Origin of the sequence: Phocaeicola oris (genome assembly GCF_021295095.1) — a bacterium.
Taxonomy (GTDB): domain Bacteria; phylum Bacteroidota; class Bacteroidia; order Bacteroidales; family Bacteroidaceae; genus Phocaeicola; species Phocaeicola oris.
Genome location: NZ_JAJLQX010000026.1, coordinates 14,937 through 31,834 on the forward strand (window position 1 = coordinate 14,937; position 16,898 = coordinate 31,834).

The following is a 16,898-nucleotide window of genomic DNA, read 5'->3' on the forward strand; positions in this document are numbered from 1 at the left end:
AATGAAAGTATTTATTGTAAAGAAGCATTTAGATTTTTATAACGTTATGAAGGTAAATGAATAGGATGAATGATAAGCTCAGATTATACTGATATTATGTCATTAAAAATTGGAGATATCATGCAAGAATTCTATCTTTGCAACATATAAAAATAAGAATATTATTAATCAATTAATCTAATTTATCAGATGAAAGTAAAACATTTATTTTTAGCTTTAGCCGGATTTATGATGTTTGGTATGACGGCTTGTAATCAAAAACAAGTAAGTAAGGACGCTGAAGGTCCTGAAGCTCGTATCATTAGGACAGAGACTCCTGTCCGTCCTGAAGGGCAGAAAGATGTATTGAACTTGGCAACTCCTAAGTTGGATACGGTCCGTGTCGGTTTTGTCGGGCTCGGTATGCGTGGTCCAGGCGCAGTTTACCGTTGGTCTAATATCCCCGGAACAAAAATCGTCGCTCTTTGCGATATTGAACCTGACCGTGTAGCTAAGGCTCAAGAAATTCTTGTAAAGGCCGGACGTCCTAAAGCTGCTGAATATAGTGGCAGTGAAGATGCTTACAAGCAAATGTGCGAACGTGATGATATTGACGTGATTTATATCGTTACCGACTGGATACATCATGTGCCTATTGCTTTGTATGCTATGGAGCACGGAAAGCATGCTGCTATCGAGGTTCCTGCCGCGACTTCTTTACAAGAGTGCTGGGACCTGGTTAATATGGCCGAGAAAACTCAGTTGCACTGTATTATGATGGAGAATTGTGTATACGACTTCTTTGAACTGACTACATTGAATATGGCTCAGCAAGGCTTGTTTGGTGAGATTCTCCATGTGGAAGGTTCTTATTTGCATAACTTGTCAGAGTTCTGGCCGGAATATTGGCACGATTGGCGCTTGGCTTTCAACAGTCAGCATAGAGGTGATGTTTATCCGACTCACGGATTCGGACCGATCTGTCAGTTGCTGAATATCCATCGTGGCGATCGTTTGAAAACATTGGTTGCTATGGATACAAAGGCTGTTTCAGGACCTTATTGGGAGAAGAAGAACAATAATGTCGATATGCCCGACTTTAAGAATGGTGACCATACTATGACAATGTTGACTACCGAGAATGGCAAGACCATTCTTCTGGAGCATGATGTTATGAATCCACAGCCATATAGTCGTATGTATAAATTAAATGGAACAATGGGCTTTGCCAGCAAGTATCCGATTGAACAGTATTGCGTCAAACCGGAACAGCTTGACAGTTCCGAGATTAAGGACTTCAAGAATCTGACTCAGCATGAAGCGCTTCCTGAGAATGTTAAACAGCAGCTCATGGAGAAATATAAAAATCCTGTCGTAAAGGATATTGAGGCAAAGGCCAAGGAAATTGGCGGACATGGCGGAATGGATTATATTGAGGATTACCGATTAGTGTATTGTTTACGTAACGGATTACCATTAGACATGGATGTCTACGATTTGGCCGAGTGGTGTTGTGTGGGTGAATTGGGCGCTATCTCTATTGAGAACGGAAATGCTCCTGTAGAGGTTCCTGACTTTACTCGCGGTCTTTGGAATAAACTGAATGGTTTCCATCACGCATTTGCTGAATAAGGAATAGATATTCGTATAAATTGATAATCCCCGCTTTCTTTTATCCGGAAAGTGGGGATTATCATATACATGCTATTCGTATCTTTTGTAATGGAAATAATCTATGTCGACATATCCTCCAGGTAACTTGGTCGCGTAGTTGTATATGCCGAATCGGGTTCCCATAAAGAAGCGGCGATAATCATAAATCAGTTTGAAGTCTTTTATCACATTCTTGAATGTCTTACCGTCCAAACTATAGGATACGGCTGCTATATCATGGCTGTTTACGAAGTCAGCCTCTACTTTTAGGTAAATCTCTTTCTGTTTTAGCGGCATACGGAATTGTTCTTTTCGGTCTACTCCGGTTACGGCATGCGTTTCCGGTTCCAGACTCACCGATTCTGTGGTACCTACCAAATAGACTTTCTTTCTTTCCTTTACGACAGACAGCATAAGTGCATCGTTCTGGAAGGCTGACAGACCGGCAACATCACCGTCTTGCATTCCCGAAACATCCATACGGATAATGCCTTCGCATATCGGTCCTTCCATACGTTGACTGATAGTATTTGGTGCTACGAAAATGTTCTGTACTACACGCGATGTTTTCAAACGGAGCCATCCTTCACGTTCGGTGAGCGACCAGGCTCTATCTATCGGATTATGGTTCCATTCCCATTCCGGTTTCAACTTGTTATCACTGAATTCGTCACTGGTAACTATTCCGCCATCACTGAATCCTTGAACAGGCTTCTCCATTATCTTTGGAATCTCATTCCCCTCAGCGTTACCTAACATAGGCCAGCCATCTATCCAGATGCATTGTTCTATTGTGGGTACACGGCCTACACCGTTGCGGTCTTGAAATATCATGCCATACCATCGTCCGTCTTTTGTATCGACGATGGTTCCTTGGGCTACCCCGCCAAATCCATCGAAAAGAGTTTCAAGTATAACTTTCTTTTCGTACGGTCCTCGAATGTTATTCGAGCGGTAACATACTTCGCGACGGGGATGATTTTTCGTCCATGAAATCATGAGCAGGTAGTAACGTCCGTCTTTTTTCAACATACGCGATCCTTCGAGCAGACCATTCTCTTCTGCGTCGCGCTCAAAGAGTTTAACGTGAGAATCCGACTTTACGCTCTTCAGATCTTGTGCTAATTCTACCATATCACCGGTGCCGTATATTACATATATACGATTGTCATCATCGAAGAAGAGGGAAGCATCATGGAAGTGTGGTAATCGGCTTACCACTCTCCACGGTCCGGCAGCCTTATCGGAAGTCATGATGTATGTCTCGTTTCCGGGCAGATCGTTCGGGGCAAAGAGCGCATAAAACTTTCCGTGATGATACTTCAATGAAGTTGCCCATTGTCCTCGACCGTAGGCTGTTCCACCCGACATGTCATATTTGGGTGAATCGGTGAGTTTGTCAAACAGATAGCCGATGATTTTCCAGTTTACTAAATCGTGCGATTCCATGATAGGGGCTCCGGGCATAAGGTGCATCGTGGTGCTTACCATATAAAAGGTGTCATCAACACGAATGACATCCATATCGGGAACATCGGCCCATATCACCGGATTTTGGAACGTTTGGGCGGAAGTGGGCAAGAGTATTCCAATTAACATCACACAGATACAGAAGAATTTCTTTTTCATGATTATAAATTTAAGATTAATATTTGTGAAATACTTAGCCGAAGAACACTTTTCCGATTGAGTAATGAAACAGGCTTTCCGCTTTGAATAAAAAGAGAAGTTGATGTGTCATGTACCATACATAGATATTCTTATTAAAAGGTCTATGCAAATATAGAAAGAATATTTTGCAATGTCTTAAAAATATTTAGAATGGCTTCGGTTGCTCTTTCAAGTCCTGAACTTAACAATAGTAAGCTATAACACTTAAAAGGATAAAAAGAATTGTTTTGCTATTAGTGACATTAAGCTCATGAATATACAAAAGAAAAGTCATCAGAAGAATCTGTTAAAGTGATGCGTATGAGTTGCTCAGTTCATGCGTATGAGTTGCTCGATTCATACGTATCATTTTTGTCACTCATCAGTATGACTTTTGAATGTGATAAGGTTCTATTTGTATGTTGTCGCCCAACTCCTTATAAAACAAGCAGTATGATACTGCTACGTTCCTTTGTTGAAGGGTTAGATTGTTAATATTACAATCGGAACTTGTAACCGATGGTGAGAGAAAGCATACGGTTATGAGCAGAACCCGATTTGGAAGTCGAATTACCGGCATCGCCATCTTTTTTCAGGTCGGTAAGGCCAAAGTGGTAACGTAAATCGGCTACTATATTTTTATATTCGTAACTTATTCCCACCGGTACCGAGATGGCGAACGATCGGATATTGTCCATCTTGTCCGAAGATAATGCTGCAGAGTGATTTTTATAGCTCACGGTAAAGTTTGCGTCAATCTTTTTGTTAACGGAAACTTCCGGTTGGATTCCGGCTTTGAGTGCCAATCCGCGCCATATATATACGTTGGCGAGAACAGGTAGCGAAATATAATCCAAATGTGTGGTTATATTGTCGTGAATATCAATCATTACATCGTCATTGGTCTTAAAGTTATAGCCTTTGGTTTTATAACGTGCGCCTTCTTGCGTATAAAAAACACCGAGTGACATACCGAAACAGGAGGTAAACTGATACTGTCCTTCGGCTCCGATAATGAATCCTGTTTTTTCTTTGGAGTCAGAAAAGCTTATGCTGCCGACTTTATATTCGGGCGCAGGCTCTAAAGTGGTAGTCGACTCATTAATATGTGGTATAATAGCGTAGCTTATAGTTGCGGGCATATTTCCGGAGAAGTTGCTGACAGTAAGTCCTACTTTAGGCGTAATAGTAAAAGTTCCGGCTTCTTGCTGAGCATGGATATGAAGTGCAATTATCATTGCAACAGTCATCATTAAAAGTTTTTTCATTAGTTGTTTTTTATTTTCGGCGGCAAAAATAAGTTCTTTTCCTGAAAAAAGAAAAAATTGATGATGATTTTTTGAAATACTTTGTATCTTTGTCACTCCAAATAATAAAAAAGAAATAATTGGGAACATACATTCTACATATCACGCGAATGTGTCGGGCAGCCATATCAATGCCCGGCCGGGCTCGGAATTAGTATGTGTTTCTACGTGAATCACGCTTACAACAGCTAAGCAAAACCAATTAGTTTATTATTAATTCCCGTGAATTCTACGGATTAACTACAAAGTACATGAAAGTCTTGAAATTTGGTGGAACATCAGTCGGTTCCGTTACAAGTATATTGAGCGTAAAGAAAATTATTGAGAGCGAACAAGAACATGTCATCGTGGTGGTTTCTGCCTTAGGTGGTATTACCGATAAGCTGATTCTGACATCAGAATTGGCAGCAAAAGGCGATGAATCCTATCAAAAAAGTTATCAAGAGATAGTCAACCGGCATATTGAAATGGTCTGTGCCGTTATCCCTGTGGATGATGTTCGTACCGTTCTGCTTGAGCAAGTAGAAAGTCTGCTTAATGAGCTGAAAGATATTTATCAGGGAATATATCTGATTCGCGACCTTTCTGCGAAGACAGCTGCAACCATTGTCAGTTATGGTGAAAGATTATCTTCCATTATTGTGGCGGCACTTATCGAGGATGCGGTCTGGTTCGATTCCCGTACTTTTATTAAGACGGAGAAGAAAGGCAACAAGAATATTCTTGATACAGAACTGACAAACAAGTTGGTAAAAGAGACATTTAGAGAACTGCCGAAAGTATCATTGGTTCCGGGATTTATCTCTACCGATAAGCATACGGGTGAGTTGACAAATCTGGGGCGTGGCGGTTCGGATTATACCGCTTCTATTATTGCTTCTACTTTAGGAGCGAGCAGTCTGGAGATATGGACAGATGTGGACGGATTTATGACTGCCGACCCGCGTATCATCAATAATGCTTATACCATTGAAGAATTGAGCTATGCCGAGGCAACCGATCTCTGTAACTTTGGCGCGAAGGTGGTGTATCCTCCGACTATCTATCCGGCTTTTCATAAAAATATTCCTATTTTAGTGAAGAATACGTTTAATCCGACCGGAAAGGGTACTGTCATCAAACAGAATATAAAGGCTGACAACCGACTGATTAAAGGTATTTCATCTATTAATAATACAGCGTTGATAACGCTTACCGGTTTAGGTATGGTAGGTGTCATTGGTATTGATTACCGTATATTCCGTGCGTTGACCGATGTTGGAATCAGTGTGTTCTTTGTATCTCAGGCTTCTTCTGAGAACAGTATCTCTATCGGCGTCAGGAATGAGGAGGCAGATACGACTGCTACCATCATCGATGAAGTGTTTGCCAAGGAGCAGGAGATGGGTGAAATAGATCCTTGCACTGTTAAGAAGAACTTAGCTACCGTAACGGTGGTAGGTGATAGAATGAAACATGTGCCGGGTATTTCAGGGAAACTGTTCGGTACGTTGGGAAGGAATGGTATTAATGTGATCGCCATTGCTCAAGGAGCGTTGGAAACGAATCTCTCGTTCGTGATAGAGCTTGATTCGTTGCGTAAAACATTGAACGTTATTCACGATTCATTCTTCTTGTCAGAGTATCAGGTACTCAATTTGTTCATCTGTGGAATCGGGACTGTAGGCGGAAGTTTGATAGAACAGTTGAGAGTACAGAAAGAGAAGTTGGCAGCCGAACGTAATTTGAAGTTGCATGTAGTGGGCATTGCCAACGGACATAAAGCATTGTTTAACAGGGAAGGGATAGACTTATCGAGCTATCGTAAGGAATTGGACGAGAGAGGCATCCCGTCTTCGAAGAAAGTACTGCATGATGAGATTATTGGAATGAACATCTTTAATTCTGTATTTGTGGACTGTACCGCGAGTGCCGATGTGGCATCGCTTTATAAAGATTTCCTTTCACATAATATATCGGTGGTAGCGGCGAATAAGATTGCTGCTTCATCCGACTATGAGAATTATCGTGAACTGAAGCGCATCTCGCATCATCGGGGTGTGAAGTTCCTTTTCGAGACGAATGTGGGAGCCGGATTGCCTATTATCAATACTATTAATGATTTGATTAACAGTGGTGACAAGATACTTAAGATTGAAGCTATTTTGAGTGGTACTCTGAACTTTATCTTCAATGAGATTAGCGCTGAGATTCCTTTGAGTGAAGCCGTCAGATTGGCTAAGGAAGGAGGTTATTCGGAGCCTGATCCACGTATTGATTTAAGCGGTAAGGACGTAATTCGTAAATTGGTTATTCTGGCACGTGAGGCAGGTTACGAGATAGAACAATCCGATGTGGAGAAACATTTGTTTATTCCGGATGAGATGTTTGAAGGTACTCAGGATAACTTCTGGAAGCAACTTCCGTCATTAGATAAACAGTTTGAGAAACATCGTCGGGAGTTGGAGAGAGAGAACAAACGTTGGAGATTTGTTGCTACCTATGAGAACAATCATGGAACAGTTGCTCTGAAAGAGGTGGATAAGAGTCATCCGTTTTATAATCTGGAGGGGAGCAATAATATCATTTTGCTCACTACAGAGCGTTATAAGGAATATCCGATGATGATTCAAGGCTATGGTGCCGGAGCCGGTGTGACTGCTGCCGGTGTCTTTGCCGATATTATGCGTATTGCTAATATCTGACGGTTAAGAAGTTCAGAGTGTCTTTAATAATTCTCGGAAAGAGTGAAAAGTAGCCGTGCCGTTGGTATCAGAGAGAATCAGTTCTGTGGGACTCACTGCGTTTAGTGCAGGAAAATCAGTATTCTCAATAGGTTCACAGGTATATCCGTGGCGGTTAAGGGCATTAAGTGTCCAGTGAAGCAGCATTTCATTGGTCGACTTAACAGTAATTCGTTTATCTCCTTTGGTGAGGGGATAGTATATTCCATGCTCATAGTCAAAGCGAATGTCATTGTTCTCAAAGAGTGTATCCATACGGTGGTTAAAGATTAGGTCTTCTGTTACTCCGCATTCCAATCCATGTTCTTTCGACATGAGCCAGAGCTTATCTCCCAATACTAAAGCCTGTTCTATATCATGAGTAGAGAGTAGTATTGCTTTATTTTCTTTCATGGCCAGATCATGCAGCAGTGTCATAATCTCAATTCTGCTGGTTACATCGAGGAAGGCAGTCGGTTCATCAAGGATAATTAAGGGACATTCCTGAACCAATGCTTTGGCAATCATTGTTTTTTGACGCTCTCCGTCAGAAAGCTCAGAAAGGTAATTCTGTGCTTTATAGCTGATGCCGACGGCGTCAATCGCATGTTGAATAAGTATATTATCTTCCTGATGTAGATTTCCGAAAAAGCCTGTATGAGGCTGTCTGCCTAATGCAACTACTTCGTAGACGGTCAGTGCTCCGGCAAATGTTTTATCTGTCAGAACAACTCCAATCGTTTTAGATCGTTCCTTCTCGGAATAAGCATGAAGTGATTTGTTTAACAGTTTTAATTCACCGCTTAAAGCGGGTTGCGAGGCTGCTAATGTGCGAAGTAAGGTAGATTTACCTGTCCCATTAGCTCCTAAAAGACAAGTCAGCTCACCGGGATAGAGCGAAAAGGTCAGATGTTCCTGTACCTTGTACTGATGTTTTCCTTTACGGTATCCGATAGTCAAATCAGTTGCCTTAATGACCGGTTGTATGTCATTTCTATTCTCCATCAGTTAAAGTATTTGATTTTTTTCTGGTTAATAATGACATAGATGATAACCGGTGCTCCTAAGATAGGGGTAACGGCATTCAGTGGAATGATTCCCGTTTCTCCCGGGAGAATGCAAATCAAATTACATAAGAGAGCTATCACGCCACCGGTAAGCATGGTGACTGGCATCAGCGAGTTATGATTCGAGGTGCCCAGCATCAGACGGGCAATATGGGGGACAGCCAAATCAATAAAGGCTATCGGACCACAGAATGCAGTAGTTACGGCGGTCAGGATACCTGTTGCAATCAATAACAGATTCCTGGTCTTCAGAATGTTTACGCCTAAGTTTTCGGCATAACGAGTGCCTAATAGCAAAGCATTCAATGGCTTAATCAACATGACAGCGATAAACAGCCCGATGATGATAGCTCCTGAAAAGTAGGGAAGTTGTTTGAGCGAGACACCACTAAAGTTTCCCATTCCCCAGACAGCGTAAGAGTGTACACCTTCATCGGTAGCGAAGAAGTTGAGTAGCGAGATGCACGATGAAGTGATATAGCCTATCATGATACCGATGATAAGCAGCATGATATTACTTTTGATAATGGATGAGAAGAATAGAATGAGTCCCATAACAATCATGGAACCGACAAAAGCGGCTGCAAGAACCGTCATGAATCCAGCCAGAGAGAAGTCTCCACCTGCAAGAATACCGCTTCCGGTAAGAATGACAAGTGCTACGCCAAGGTTGGCTCCGGAGTTGATTCCTAAGATAGACGGACCGGCTAAAGGATTAGTGAATGCGGTTTGCATCATCAATCCGGCAGCTGCAAGAGCAGAACCGCAGAGCAAGGCTGTGATAGCTTGAGGAATACGTGACTCCCAAATAATGTAGAACCAACTTTCTTTACCGGTTTCGTTTCCACAGAGAATACTCCATACATCACCGGTCGGAATCTTTACCGAACCGAACAATAGGTTGGCTCCCAATAGGAAAATTATCAGGATGACCAGTATAATACTATATGTTAAACCTTTGCTTTTCAATTTTCCGCTAATTTACGGAAATATTTTAAATCATAATCGGGTAAGAGCGAAGGATGTAATATTTTTATCAAATCTTGCAAAAGATAGTCGGGATGGAACGGCGTTTCTTCATAGAAACGTATCTTGCCGGTATTACATCCGTAAACATTTCCGTCTTGATAGGCTTTGAATTTGGTGTATGGCTCAAAGTCGGTTTTTAATTCTGTCAGTGTTTTATCTTTCTGTTGGGTATATTTTATAATCCAGAAATCGGCATTGTGTCCTTTATCGTACACTGTCTCAAAGGCCATAGGAATGGTTCCGCTGTTGGGAGTATAATCGAATATATATGCTGAGTTGGCATCATCATAGATCTTTCCGGTGGTGCTTCGTCCGCCCGGAACATACCACGCCGAACTGCTCTTTAAATCGCAGAATACAGTAGGACGTTTCGTATCGCTTCGGGCTAATGTGGTCAGACTCTTGTAATGTTGTTCTACTTGAGTGAACAGACTGTCGGCTTCTGCTTCTCTGCCGAATAACATACCATAGAATTTCATCCATTCGGCTCGTCCTAATGCGGAAGTCTCCATATAATCGGCACATTCTATAATAGGAATGTCCAACTTCTCTATTCTACCGTACCCTCCGCTGTTCTGAAATGGTGAAAGGAGAATGGCATCGGGATGCAAGTCGATGACTTTTTCTATCGCAGGGCTCATGCTGTTTCCTATGTTCGTAATATGGTCTTCTGCTACTCCCTTATGAATTTCGTCAAGGAAGATATAATCGAGGTCGCAAATCCCTTTGATGGCACTGAGGGCGTTTAATTGGATCAGCAGGCTGCAGTGCACGGATGAGTAGACGACGGATTTATTCAACGGGGTACGGATTACCGTACCATCGGGAAGGGAGTCGGGGAGTTGTTTGTTCTTGTTCACCAATACATAAGTGTGTAGTATCTTCGTTGTATCCCATGGGTTCCGAAGTTGGGCTAACGTATAATCACTGTTTCTGTATATCTTTATGTTCTCAGCATAGGAGAATGGAATTTCCTGTTGGCCGGCAGTAGAAAAAGAAATCTTGCTTCTTCCGCTGCATCCGGAGAGAAGCAAGATTATGATTACTATGTTGGCAGATAGTAGTTTCTTTACTAAGCCAATCATACTTTCGTTCCTGTCGTATTGTGCATTTGTACTCCATGAATGAAATACTTCTCTCATTCCGGTAAGCATTTTGTTTTTCAAATTAATTGTTCGCACGTCCTTCTTATCCTTTCCTCGAGGAATTAAAGTATGATATTGTTTTGCAGGTCTTCTGACTTACTCCGGTTCACTTGCCTTCCCACCTATCGGCAGTGGCTTGAGTGTTAAGCGAACTTTTCAAGAGCTTACAGCAGCGGGACTGTTCGGGACTTGCACCCGATTCCCTTTTCATTCGTTATATCGAAAAGATATACCGAAACAAAACATTGCAAAGATAAGGACTTATATTGATAAACAAAATAAATAGGATAAAAATATTTAGCATTCTTCGTATCAGTTTGTTTTAGTGTTCATTATATTGATATTTATTTATCGTAAGGTTGTTTTGATTAGCCATAAGGAAAGAGGGGCAAAGTGATCCGCATCAGTTGAACAACTCATCCGCATGAATCGTTCAACTCATCCGCATGACTTGTCAAACTCATCCGCATCATTTTATAAAAACTTCTGATGAATATGTGAACTCATGCCTCTGTCTTTTCTTATTTATCAAAAAGCTACTTCATCACGTAAGAATTAAAGATTTAATTGTAACTTTGTCAGATTAAATATCACACTAATAAGATTAATCAATATATAAGTATATGGAAAATAAATACATCAGCGTAACATACAGACTGTATGTGATGAAAAACAGCAAGAAAACATTAGTCGAGGAAGCTACAAAAGAGAGACCTTTCCGTTTTATTTCCGGAATGGGAACCACATTGGAGAAGTTTGAAAATGCGCTTACAATTCTCAACACCGGCGATCCTTTCGCTATTACCATTCCTTGCGCCGATGCCTATGGAGAATATATTCCGGAAGGCATTCGTACCGTTCCCAAAGATATGTTCGAGATTGATGGAAAATTTGATGAAGATCATATATATGAAGGTGCTATGGTTCCGCTTCAAGACAATGAAGGGCACCGATTCTACTCAACAATTACAAAGGTTGAACCAGACCAGGTGACTGTTGATTTGAACCATCCGTTTGCAGGAAAAGATCTGACTTTTGAAGGCGAAGTGACTGAACTCCGCGATGCAACCAAAGAGGAAATCCAACAAATGGTGGAAGCCATGAGTCAGAGTTGCGATGGAGGTGGCTGCGAAAATTGCGGAAGCAACTGCGGGAACTGTGGTGGCGGATGTTCCAAATAAATTGATAATTAACACTAAATATAATATAAAATGAAGAAACTATTTCTTTCTGCCATTTTAGCGACATTCTTTATTCCGATAATGGCACAAAGCTGGAGTCCGCTAAAAGCAGAACTCAACAAACAGACAGCTTGGCAAAAACAGGATGTGGTTATCCTGCTCGACAGCATCGGAGTTACAGTTGATGAAAATGGCTCAGGCAATTTCAATATTCATCAGGTGGTTAAAATACAAACGCCAAAAGGAGCACTGAATTATCGTGTACTTAAATATGATTATGATCCGTTGACAGCTTTCGCTAAATTTTCTAAAGTGACCGTTTATAAAGCTGATGGAAGTAAAAAAGACATTAATCTCAACAAGGCATGCGACTATGCCGCTCCGGCCAGAGCAATTTACTGGGGAGCTCGCCAAATCATGATTGAGGTAGGTAAATTGGGCAATGGTGATATTATTGATTACGAAATTAATAAGAAAGGATTTACGTATGCTTTACTGAATGCAAACGAATTTAATTCATTCCCTTCAGGCACTGGCATACTTGATGATTCCGACGACCGTTTTATTCCTCCTATGAGAGGACACTTCTACGATATTGTTCCGTTCTGGGTAACTTATCCTACCATATCAAAGGTATATTCCATAGATGCGCCAAAGAGTAAGAATATTCAGTATGAGTTCTATCAAGGGGAATGCCACTCGTCTGTACGTATGATGAACGACCGTCAGTTGCTAACATTCTCTGTTTCCCATGCCATGCCGTTCAAGAGAGAACCTAATATGGTCGACCTCTTCGACGTTGCCCCCAAACTGTTCCTCTCATCTACAACGGAATGGAAAGAGAAATCTTTATGGTTTAATAAAGTCAATGAGGACTACGGAAGCTTTGAAGCTTACGAACCGGCTCAGAAGAAAGTGAATGAGCTGATTAAAGATAAAAAGACGGATATGGAGAAAATTGCCGTTCTAACTCACTGGGTAGCTGACAACGTACGTTACTCCGGTATATCAATGGGTGAGGGCGAAGGATATACGTTGCATAATACAAAAACAAATTTCACCGATCGTTGCGGAGTCTGTAAAGACAAAGCTGCCATGTTGATTTCTATGCTCCGAATGGCCGGCTTCGAGGCTTATCCCGCTATGACCATGGCCGGATCAAGGATAGAGAGTATTCCTGCCGACCACTTCAACCATTGCGTTGCGGTTGTTAAGTTGGCTAATGGCACTTATACACCGCTTGACCCAACTTGGGTTCCATTCAATCGTGAACTTTGGTCGAGTGCCGAACAGCAGCAGAATTATCTGCCGGGCATTCCTGAAGGATCAGACTTATGTCTTACTCCTGTTTCAGCTCCGGAAAATCATTATCTGAAGCTAAACGTAAAGAGCAATGTAGATGCTCAAGGTACACTCACCGGCGAATTCACTGTACAAGCAGAAGGTCAGACTGATGCTTCTGTCCGTAGAGCATTCACCACCGGCTTTGCCAGTCAGTGGAAAAATGCTATGGAGAATGAATTGCTCCGAGTCTCTCCCGAAGCTAAATTAATCAGTGTCAACTATGGCAAGAATCCTGATAACTATCAGACCGGTCCTATCAAGATTACATTTAAATTTGCCATCCCGAACTATGCATTGACCACGACTGATGGTTCGCTACTATTGAAGCCTATCAGCGGACAACTTTATAACAGCGTCCGTACTTATTTGCGTATCAATACCGATAAAGAAACCCGTGACTACGGATTCAAAGATAGTTGTTCACGCCTGCTCGATCTAAATGAAACACTTTATATTCCAAGTGGATACCGGTTGGTTGAGAAGGTAGAAGACATCCATACAAACAGTGATGCAGCCGATTTTTCCGGTTTTGTAAAGCAATCAGGCAATAAAGTTACCATCAGTCAGAAACTGTCGTTGAAAAAACGTGTCTATGAAGCAGACGACTGGACAGGCTTCCGCTCTGCCGTATTAGGCACCAATGCTATTTCAAACAACATGTTAGTTCTCGAAAAATAAAAATAAGTCATGAAGAAATATATACTACTATTAATAATAGGCTTGATAGTTACCTTACCTTCAAAAGGACAACCTTACGAAGCTGTATTTAATAAAGTGGCTGAAGCATACACCATCAACAACGATGGCAGCACAGAATACCGCTATCAAAAAGAATTGAAACTGAATACTCATCGTTCTTTCGACAGTATGTACGGCGAAACCTTCATCGTATATAATCCGGCTTATCAAACTCTGAAAATCAATGAGTCGTATACCAAGCAAGCCGACGGTACTATTGTCAAGGCTCCAAACAATGCGTTCAACCCGTCGCTTCCAAGTTTCGCTGCTGATGCTCCGGCATACAATAAACTCACCGAAATGGTGGTCACTCATACCGGTACGGAACTTGGATGCACCATTTATTTGGATTATACCATTACTACAAAGGCCGGTTATCAGGCTGCTAACGATTTCTATCATCAGTTTAACGATTACAGTCCCATCAAAGAATACACCTTGAGTATCACTGCTCCGGAGGATCTATTCTATCAACAGACAATAAAGGAAAGTGTACAGCCCCAAAAGAACGGTAATACCTACACTTGGAAATTTAATAATATTCCGGGAATTGCTCCTGAATTTTACATTGCGCAAAATACTATCCCATACATCTTCGCTTCTACCGAACAAAGTAATGAGGAACGTGCCAAAGCAGTAAACGATTTAATTGCCAAGGCTGCCGAAGGTTCTGTCAATAACTATACAGGCGACAATAATCTCAGCAGTATAACCAACTATGTAACTAAGGAAGTTGGTCGTTCCCGTATTCCATTAGCTATTGCAAATATGATTCGTACTCCACAAGAAGTTGCCAACAGCGCATACGGCACTGCTGCTGAAAAAGCAGCCTTAATGATATCTTTACTGAAAGCCGCGAATATAGAGGAAAGCATTGTTTGCACTTTTCCAAAAAATGTTCCACCCAGTCTTCTCTCTTTATCAAACATCTATATAAAATCAGGTGATGAAATGGTCTCTCCATTAGATGGAGCTAAAGGAGAAATTGCTACATTGGCTTATGGAAACCAAATCTGGGCGAATGGTAATCGGATGATGGTGAAAGTTGCTCCTATAAAAGTAACAACTAATGTAGTGACAGATTTGAATTCGGATAAGGATGGTGTCAGCAAACATGCAGGTTACACTGTTTACCGACTGCCATCTACAGATAAAGGATTTGATACATGGAGAATCACTACGCTGAACACACAGCGTAAGGAAGCTTTTGAAATTCCGACACTGCTTAACGAAACTGATAATTACGACATCACACTCCCAAGTGGAACGTCTTTAGCTTCGAAACCTTTTAACAAAAGTATTATCAACAAGGTGGGAGCCGTTGAGTTGCAACTTATCAATGTGGATGGAAAAGCAAAAGTTACCCGTAGTATCCGGTTAAACGAGCAAGTTATTCCAACAAGCGACTATGCGCAGTTCCGTACCTTAGTCAACTTATGGAACGATCCGGCTTACCGTACCATAATCGCGAAATAATGTATCATTGCATAACTCCTCTCAGGCACTGCCGAAGAGGAGTTTTTATGTTAAGTTCTATGTATACCATACTGATGGTACATATAGGAATATAAAAAGGTAAAAACTTTTGTAAAAAACTCAAATTCCTTTTCTGTCACCAAATTAATAATAATCCCCCTATCAGGTATTAATACTAAAGATCTCACATTGAAATGAATCAATCTACTTATTTGGCATCCAAGCCACGTTACGAAATTTTAGACGGACTTCGTGGAGTTGCCGCTATCATCGTACTTATATACCATCATTTTGAACAATTTGGTCCGGGTATCAGATCTTTCCACGGATATTTGGCCGTCGATTTCTTTTTCATTCTTTCAGGTTTTGTGGTAGGTTATGCTTACGATGACCGTTGGAAGAGTGCGTCCAATTCGAACGGCATGAGCCTATGGGACTTCTTTAAGCGTCGTCTTACCCGTTTACATCCTATGCTTCTTTTCGGCATGTTCTTTGGATTACTAATGTTCTTCTTCGGTGCAGGAAACAGGCTTCCTCAAGTCATGCAATCTCACTGGCCGGTTATTCTGATAAGTTTTCTTTTTGCCATCCTACTCATCCCTGTTCCAAAAATGTTTGATGTACGTGGTTGGGGAGAATTAAACTCTTTCAATGGCAATGCTTGGACGCTTATGTATGAATATCTCGCCAATATTCTGTATGCCTTATTCATTCGCCATTTAGGAAAGACAATGTTAGCTATTCTTGTCGGTTTTTTCGCATTACTCACTATGGGTATCGGCACTGAATTCAGTTTCTTCGGTCTTATGGATAGCCGTCCGGATTATCAACTTCACACCTTTATCGGAGGATGGGATCTGCATCCCGACCAGTTGGCTTTGGGATGGATCCGGCTACTTTATCCATTCTTTGCAGGACTTCTGATGTCCCGTCTGATGAATTCTCCAAAAGAATCAGGAACAGAAGATTCTTACCTCCATCGTCATGGTTTCCTAACGGCGTCAGCTCTGCTTTGTCTTATACTTATCGTACCATATATAAAAATAGGTGGTCAAGAAATCTTCAACGGTCTATACGAAACATTTTGTATTCTTATCGCATTTCCTATCATCGTTTATATGGGGGCAAAAGGAACGGTTTCGGGTAACAATCATAAATTATGTAAATGGTTAGGCGATATTTCCTATCCGCTTTATATCACCCATTCGCCTATTATATTTACCCTGTGTTTAGGATGGAAAGCAAATAACCCTGAAGCTACTGCCGATCAGATTCTCTTTGTTTGCATCAGCAGCATTATCCTCAGTCTGATGGTAGCATGGGCTTCACTTAAACTTTGGGATGAGCCTGTCCGCAATTGGCTAAAAGATCATTGGTTGAAGCGTAAGAAATAACCTATTCAACTGATACGTATGATTCGTTTAACTCATGCGTATGAATTGCTCAACTGATGCGGATGAATCGTTCAAGTCATGCAGATGAGTTGATCAAGTGATGCGTATGTATAATCCGCAAAACGAAATGTTCCAAAAAAGCAAAACGAAACGTATCTATTTAACTTTTGTTTAGAAACAGAAAACACACCATAACTATTTGATAACCAAAAAGATACACATAAAAAGGTTTA

11 protein-coding genes and 1 riboswitch are annotated in these 16,898 nt (G+C 41.2%); of the genes, 6 read left to right on the forward strand and 5 right to left on the reverse strand.

What is annotated here, in order from left to right:
- The first annotated feature begins 240 nt into the window (after positions 1-240).
- A complete protein-coding gene (locus LO761_RS11240; RefSeq protein WP_272818384.1) occupies positions 241-1,611 on the forward strand; it encodes a Gfo/Idh/MocA family protein in 1,371 nt (456 codons plus the stop codon).
- Positions 1,612-1,683: 72 nt separating this feature from the next.
- Here the strand turns inward: LO761_RS11240 and LO761_RS11245 are convergent, their stop codons facing one another.
- Positions 1,684-3,261 carry a glycoside hydrolase family 43 protein gene (locus LO761_RS11245; protein ID WP_272818376.1) on the reverse strand — a complete coding sequence of 526 codons (1,578 nt, stop codon included), beginning with the start codon at positions 3,259-3,261 and terminating at the stop codon, positions 1,684-1,686.
- A gap of 518 nt (positions 3,262-3,779) precedes the next feature.
- A complete protein-coding gene (locus LO761_RS11250) occupies positions 3,780-4,550 on the reverse strand; it encodes a porin family protein (protein WP_272818377.1) in 771 nt (256 codons plus the stop codon).
- 290 nt (positions 4,551-4,840) lie between these two features.
- Here LO761_RS11250 and thrA point away from each other — a divergent pair, with 290 nt between their 5' ends.
- The gene (thrA, locus tag LO761_RS11255) at positions 4,841-7,273 is read left to right on the forward strand and encodes a bifunctional aspartate kinase/homoserine dehydrogenase I (protein ID WP_272818378.1); all 2,433 of its coding nucleotides are present in this window, start codon (positions 4,841-4,843) and stop codon (positions 7,271-7,273) included.
- A 12-nt stretch (positions 7,274-7,285) separates the two neighbouring features.
- Here thrA and LO761_RS11260 read toward each other — a convergent pair whose 3' ends face one another.
- Genes LO761_RS11260 through LO761_RS11270 form a run of 3 tightly spaced genes read right to left on the reverse strand, consistent with a single transcriptional unit; the run spans position 7,286 to position 10,472 of the window.
- Positions 7,286-8,296: an ABC transporter ATP-binding protein gene (locus LO761_RS11260; protein ID WP_272818379.1), complete on the reverse strand. Its 1,011-nt coding sequence runs from the start codon at positions 8,294-8,296 to the stop codon at positions 7,286-7,288.
- The gene (locus LO761_RS11265) at positions 8,296-9,327 is read right to left on the reverse strand and encodes an iron ABC transporter permease (protein ID WP_272818380.1); all 1,032 of its coding nucleotides are present in this window, start codon (positions 9,325-9,327) and stop codon (positions 8,296-8,298) included. Before LO761_RS11265 ends, LO761_RS11260 begins: the two co-directional genes overlap by 1 nt.
- Complete coding sequence (locus LO761_RS11270; protein ID WP_272818385.1) at positions 9,324-10,472, reverse strand: ABC transporter substrate-binding protein; 1,149 nt, start codon at positions 10,470-10,472, stop codon at positions 9,324-9,326. Before LO761_RS11270 ends, LO761_RS11265 begins: the two co-directional genes overlap by 4 nt.
- Before the next feature lie 124 nt (positions 10,473-10,596).
- Positions 10,597-10,790, reverse strand: a riboswitch (cobalamin riboswitch).
- A gap of 365 nt (positions 10,791-11,155) precedes the next feature.
- On the opposite strand from LO761_RS11270, the gene LO761_RS11275 reads away from it, so the two are divergent.
- The 4 genes from LO761_RS11275 to LO761_RS11290 all read left to right on the forward strand — a co-directional run bounded on the left by LO761_RS11275 (position 11,156) and on the right by LO761_RS11290 (position 16,665).
- On the forward strand, positions 11,156-11,713 hold the full coding sequence (locus LO761_RS11275) for an FKBP-type peptidyl-prolyl cis-trans isomerase (protein ID WP_272818381.1): 558 nt from the start codon (positions 11,156-11,158) through the stop codon (positions 11,711-11,713).
- Positions 11,714-11,743: 30 nt separating this feature from the next.
- A complete protein-coding gene (locus LO761_RS11280; protein WP_407951565.1) occupies positions 11,744-13,735 on the forward strand; it encodes a DUF3857 domain-containing transglutaminase family protein in 1,992 nt (663 codons plus the stop codon).
- 9 nt (positions 13,736-13,744) lie between these two features.
- Positions 13,745-15,271, forward strand: a complete 1,527-nt coding sequence (locus LO761_RS11285) for a DUF3857 domain-containing protein (RefSeq protein WP_272818382.1) — start codon at positions 13,745-13,747, stop codon at positions 15,269-15,271.
- A 194-nt stretch (positions 15,272-15,465) separates the two neighbouring features.
- Positions 15,466-16,665 (forward strand): acyltransferase family protein, encoded by a 1,200-nt coding sequence (locus tag LO761_RS11290; protein WP_272818383.1) that lies wholly within the window; start codon positions 15,466-15,468, stop codon positions 16,663-16,665.
- Positions 16,666-16,898: the final 233 nt, after the last annotated feature.

Coding starts and splice junctions, on each gene's coding strand:
- LO761_RS11280 (WP_407951565.1), top strand. CDS start 11,744: ATGAAGAAACTATTTCTTTCTGCCATTTTAGCGACATTCTTTATTCCG.
- LO761_RS11275 (WP_272818381.1), top strand. CDS start 11,156: ATGGAAAATAAATACATCAGCGTAACATACAGACTGTATGTGATGAAA.
- LO761_RS11290 (WP_272818383.1), top strand. CDS start 15,466: ATGAATCAATCTACTTATTTGGCATCCAAGCCACGTTACGAAATTTTA.
- LO761_RS11260 (WP_272818379.1), bottom strand. CDS start 8,296: ATGGAGAATAGAAATGACATACAACCGGTCATTAAGGCAACTGATTTG.
- LO761_RS11270 (WP_272818385.1), bottom strand. CDS start 10,472: ATGATTGGCTTAGTAAAGAAACTACTATCTGCCAACATAGTAATCATA.
- LO761_RS11285 (WP_272818382.1), top strand. CDS start 13,745: ATGAAGAAATATATACTACTATTAATAATAGGCTTGATAGTTACCTTA.
- LO761_RS11240 (WP_272818384.1), top strand. CDS start 241: ATGACGGCTTGTAATCAAAAACAAGTAAGTAAGGACGCTGAAGGTCCT.
- LO761_RS11245 (WP_272818376.1), bottom strand. CDS start 3,261: ATGAAAAAGAAATTCTTCTGTATCTGTGTGATGTTAATTGGAATACTC.
- LO761_RS11250 (WP_272818377.1), bottom strand. CDS start 4,550: ATGAAAAAACTTTTAATGATGACTGTTGCAATGATAATTGCACTTCAT.
- thrA (WP_272818378.1), top strand. CDS start 4,841: ATGAAAGTCTTGAAATTTGGTGGAACATCAGTCGGTTCCGTTACAAGT.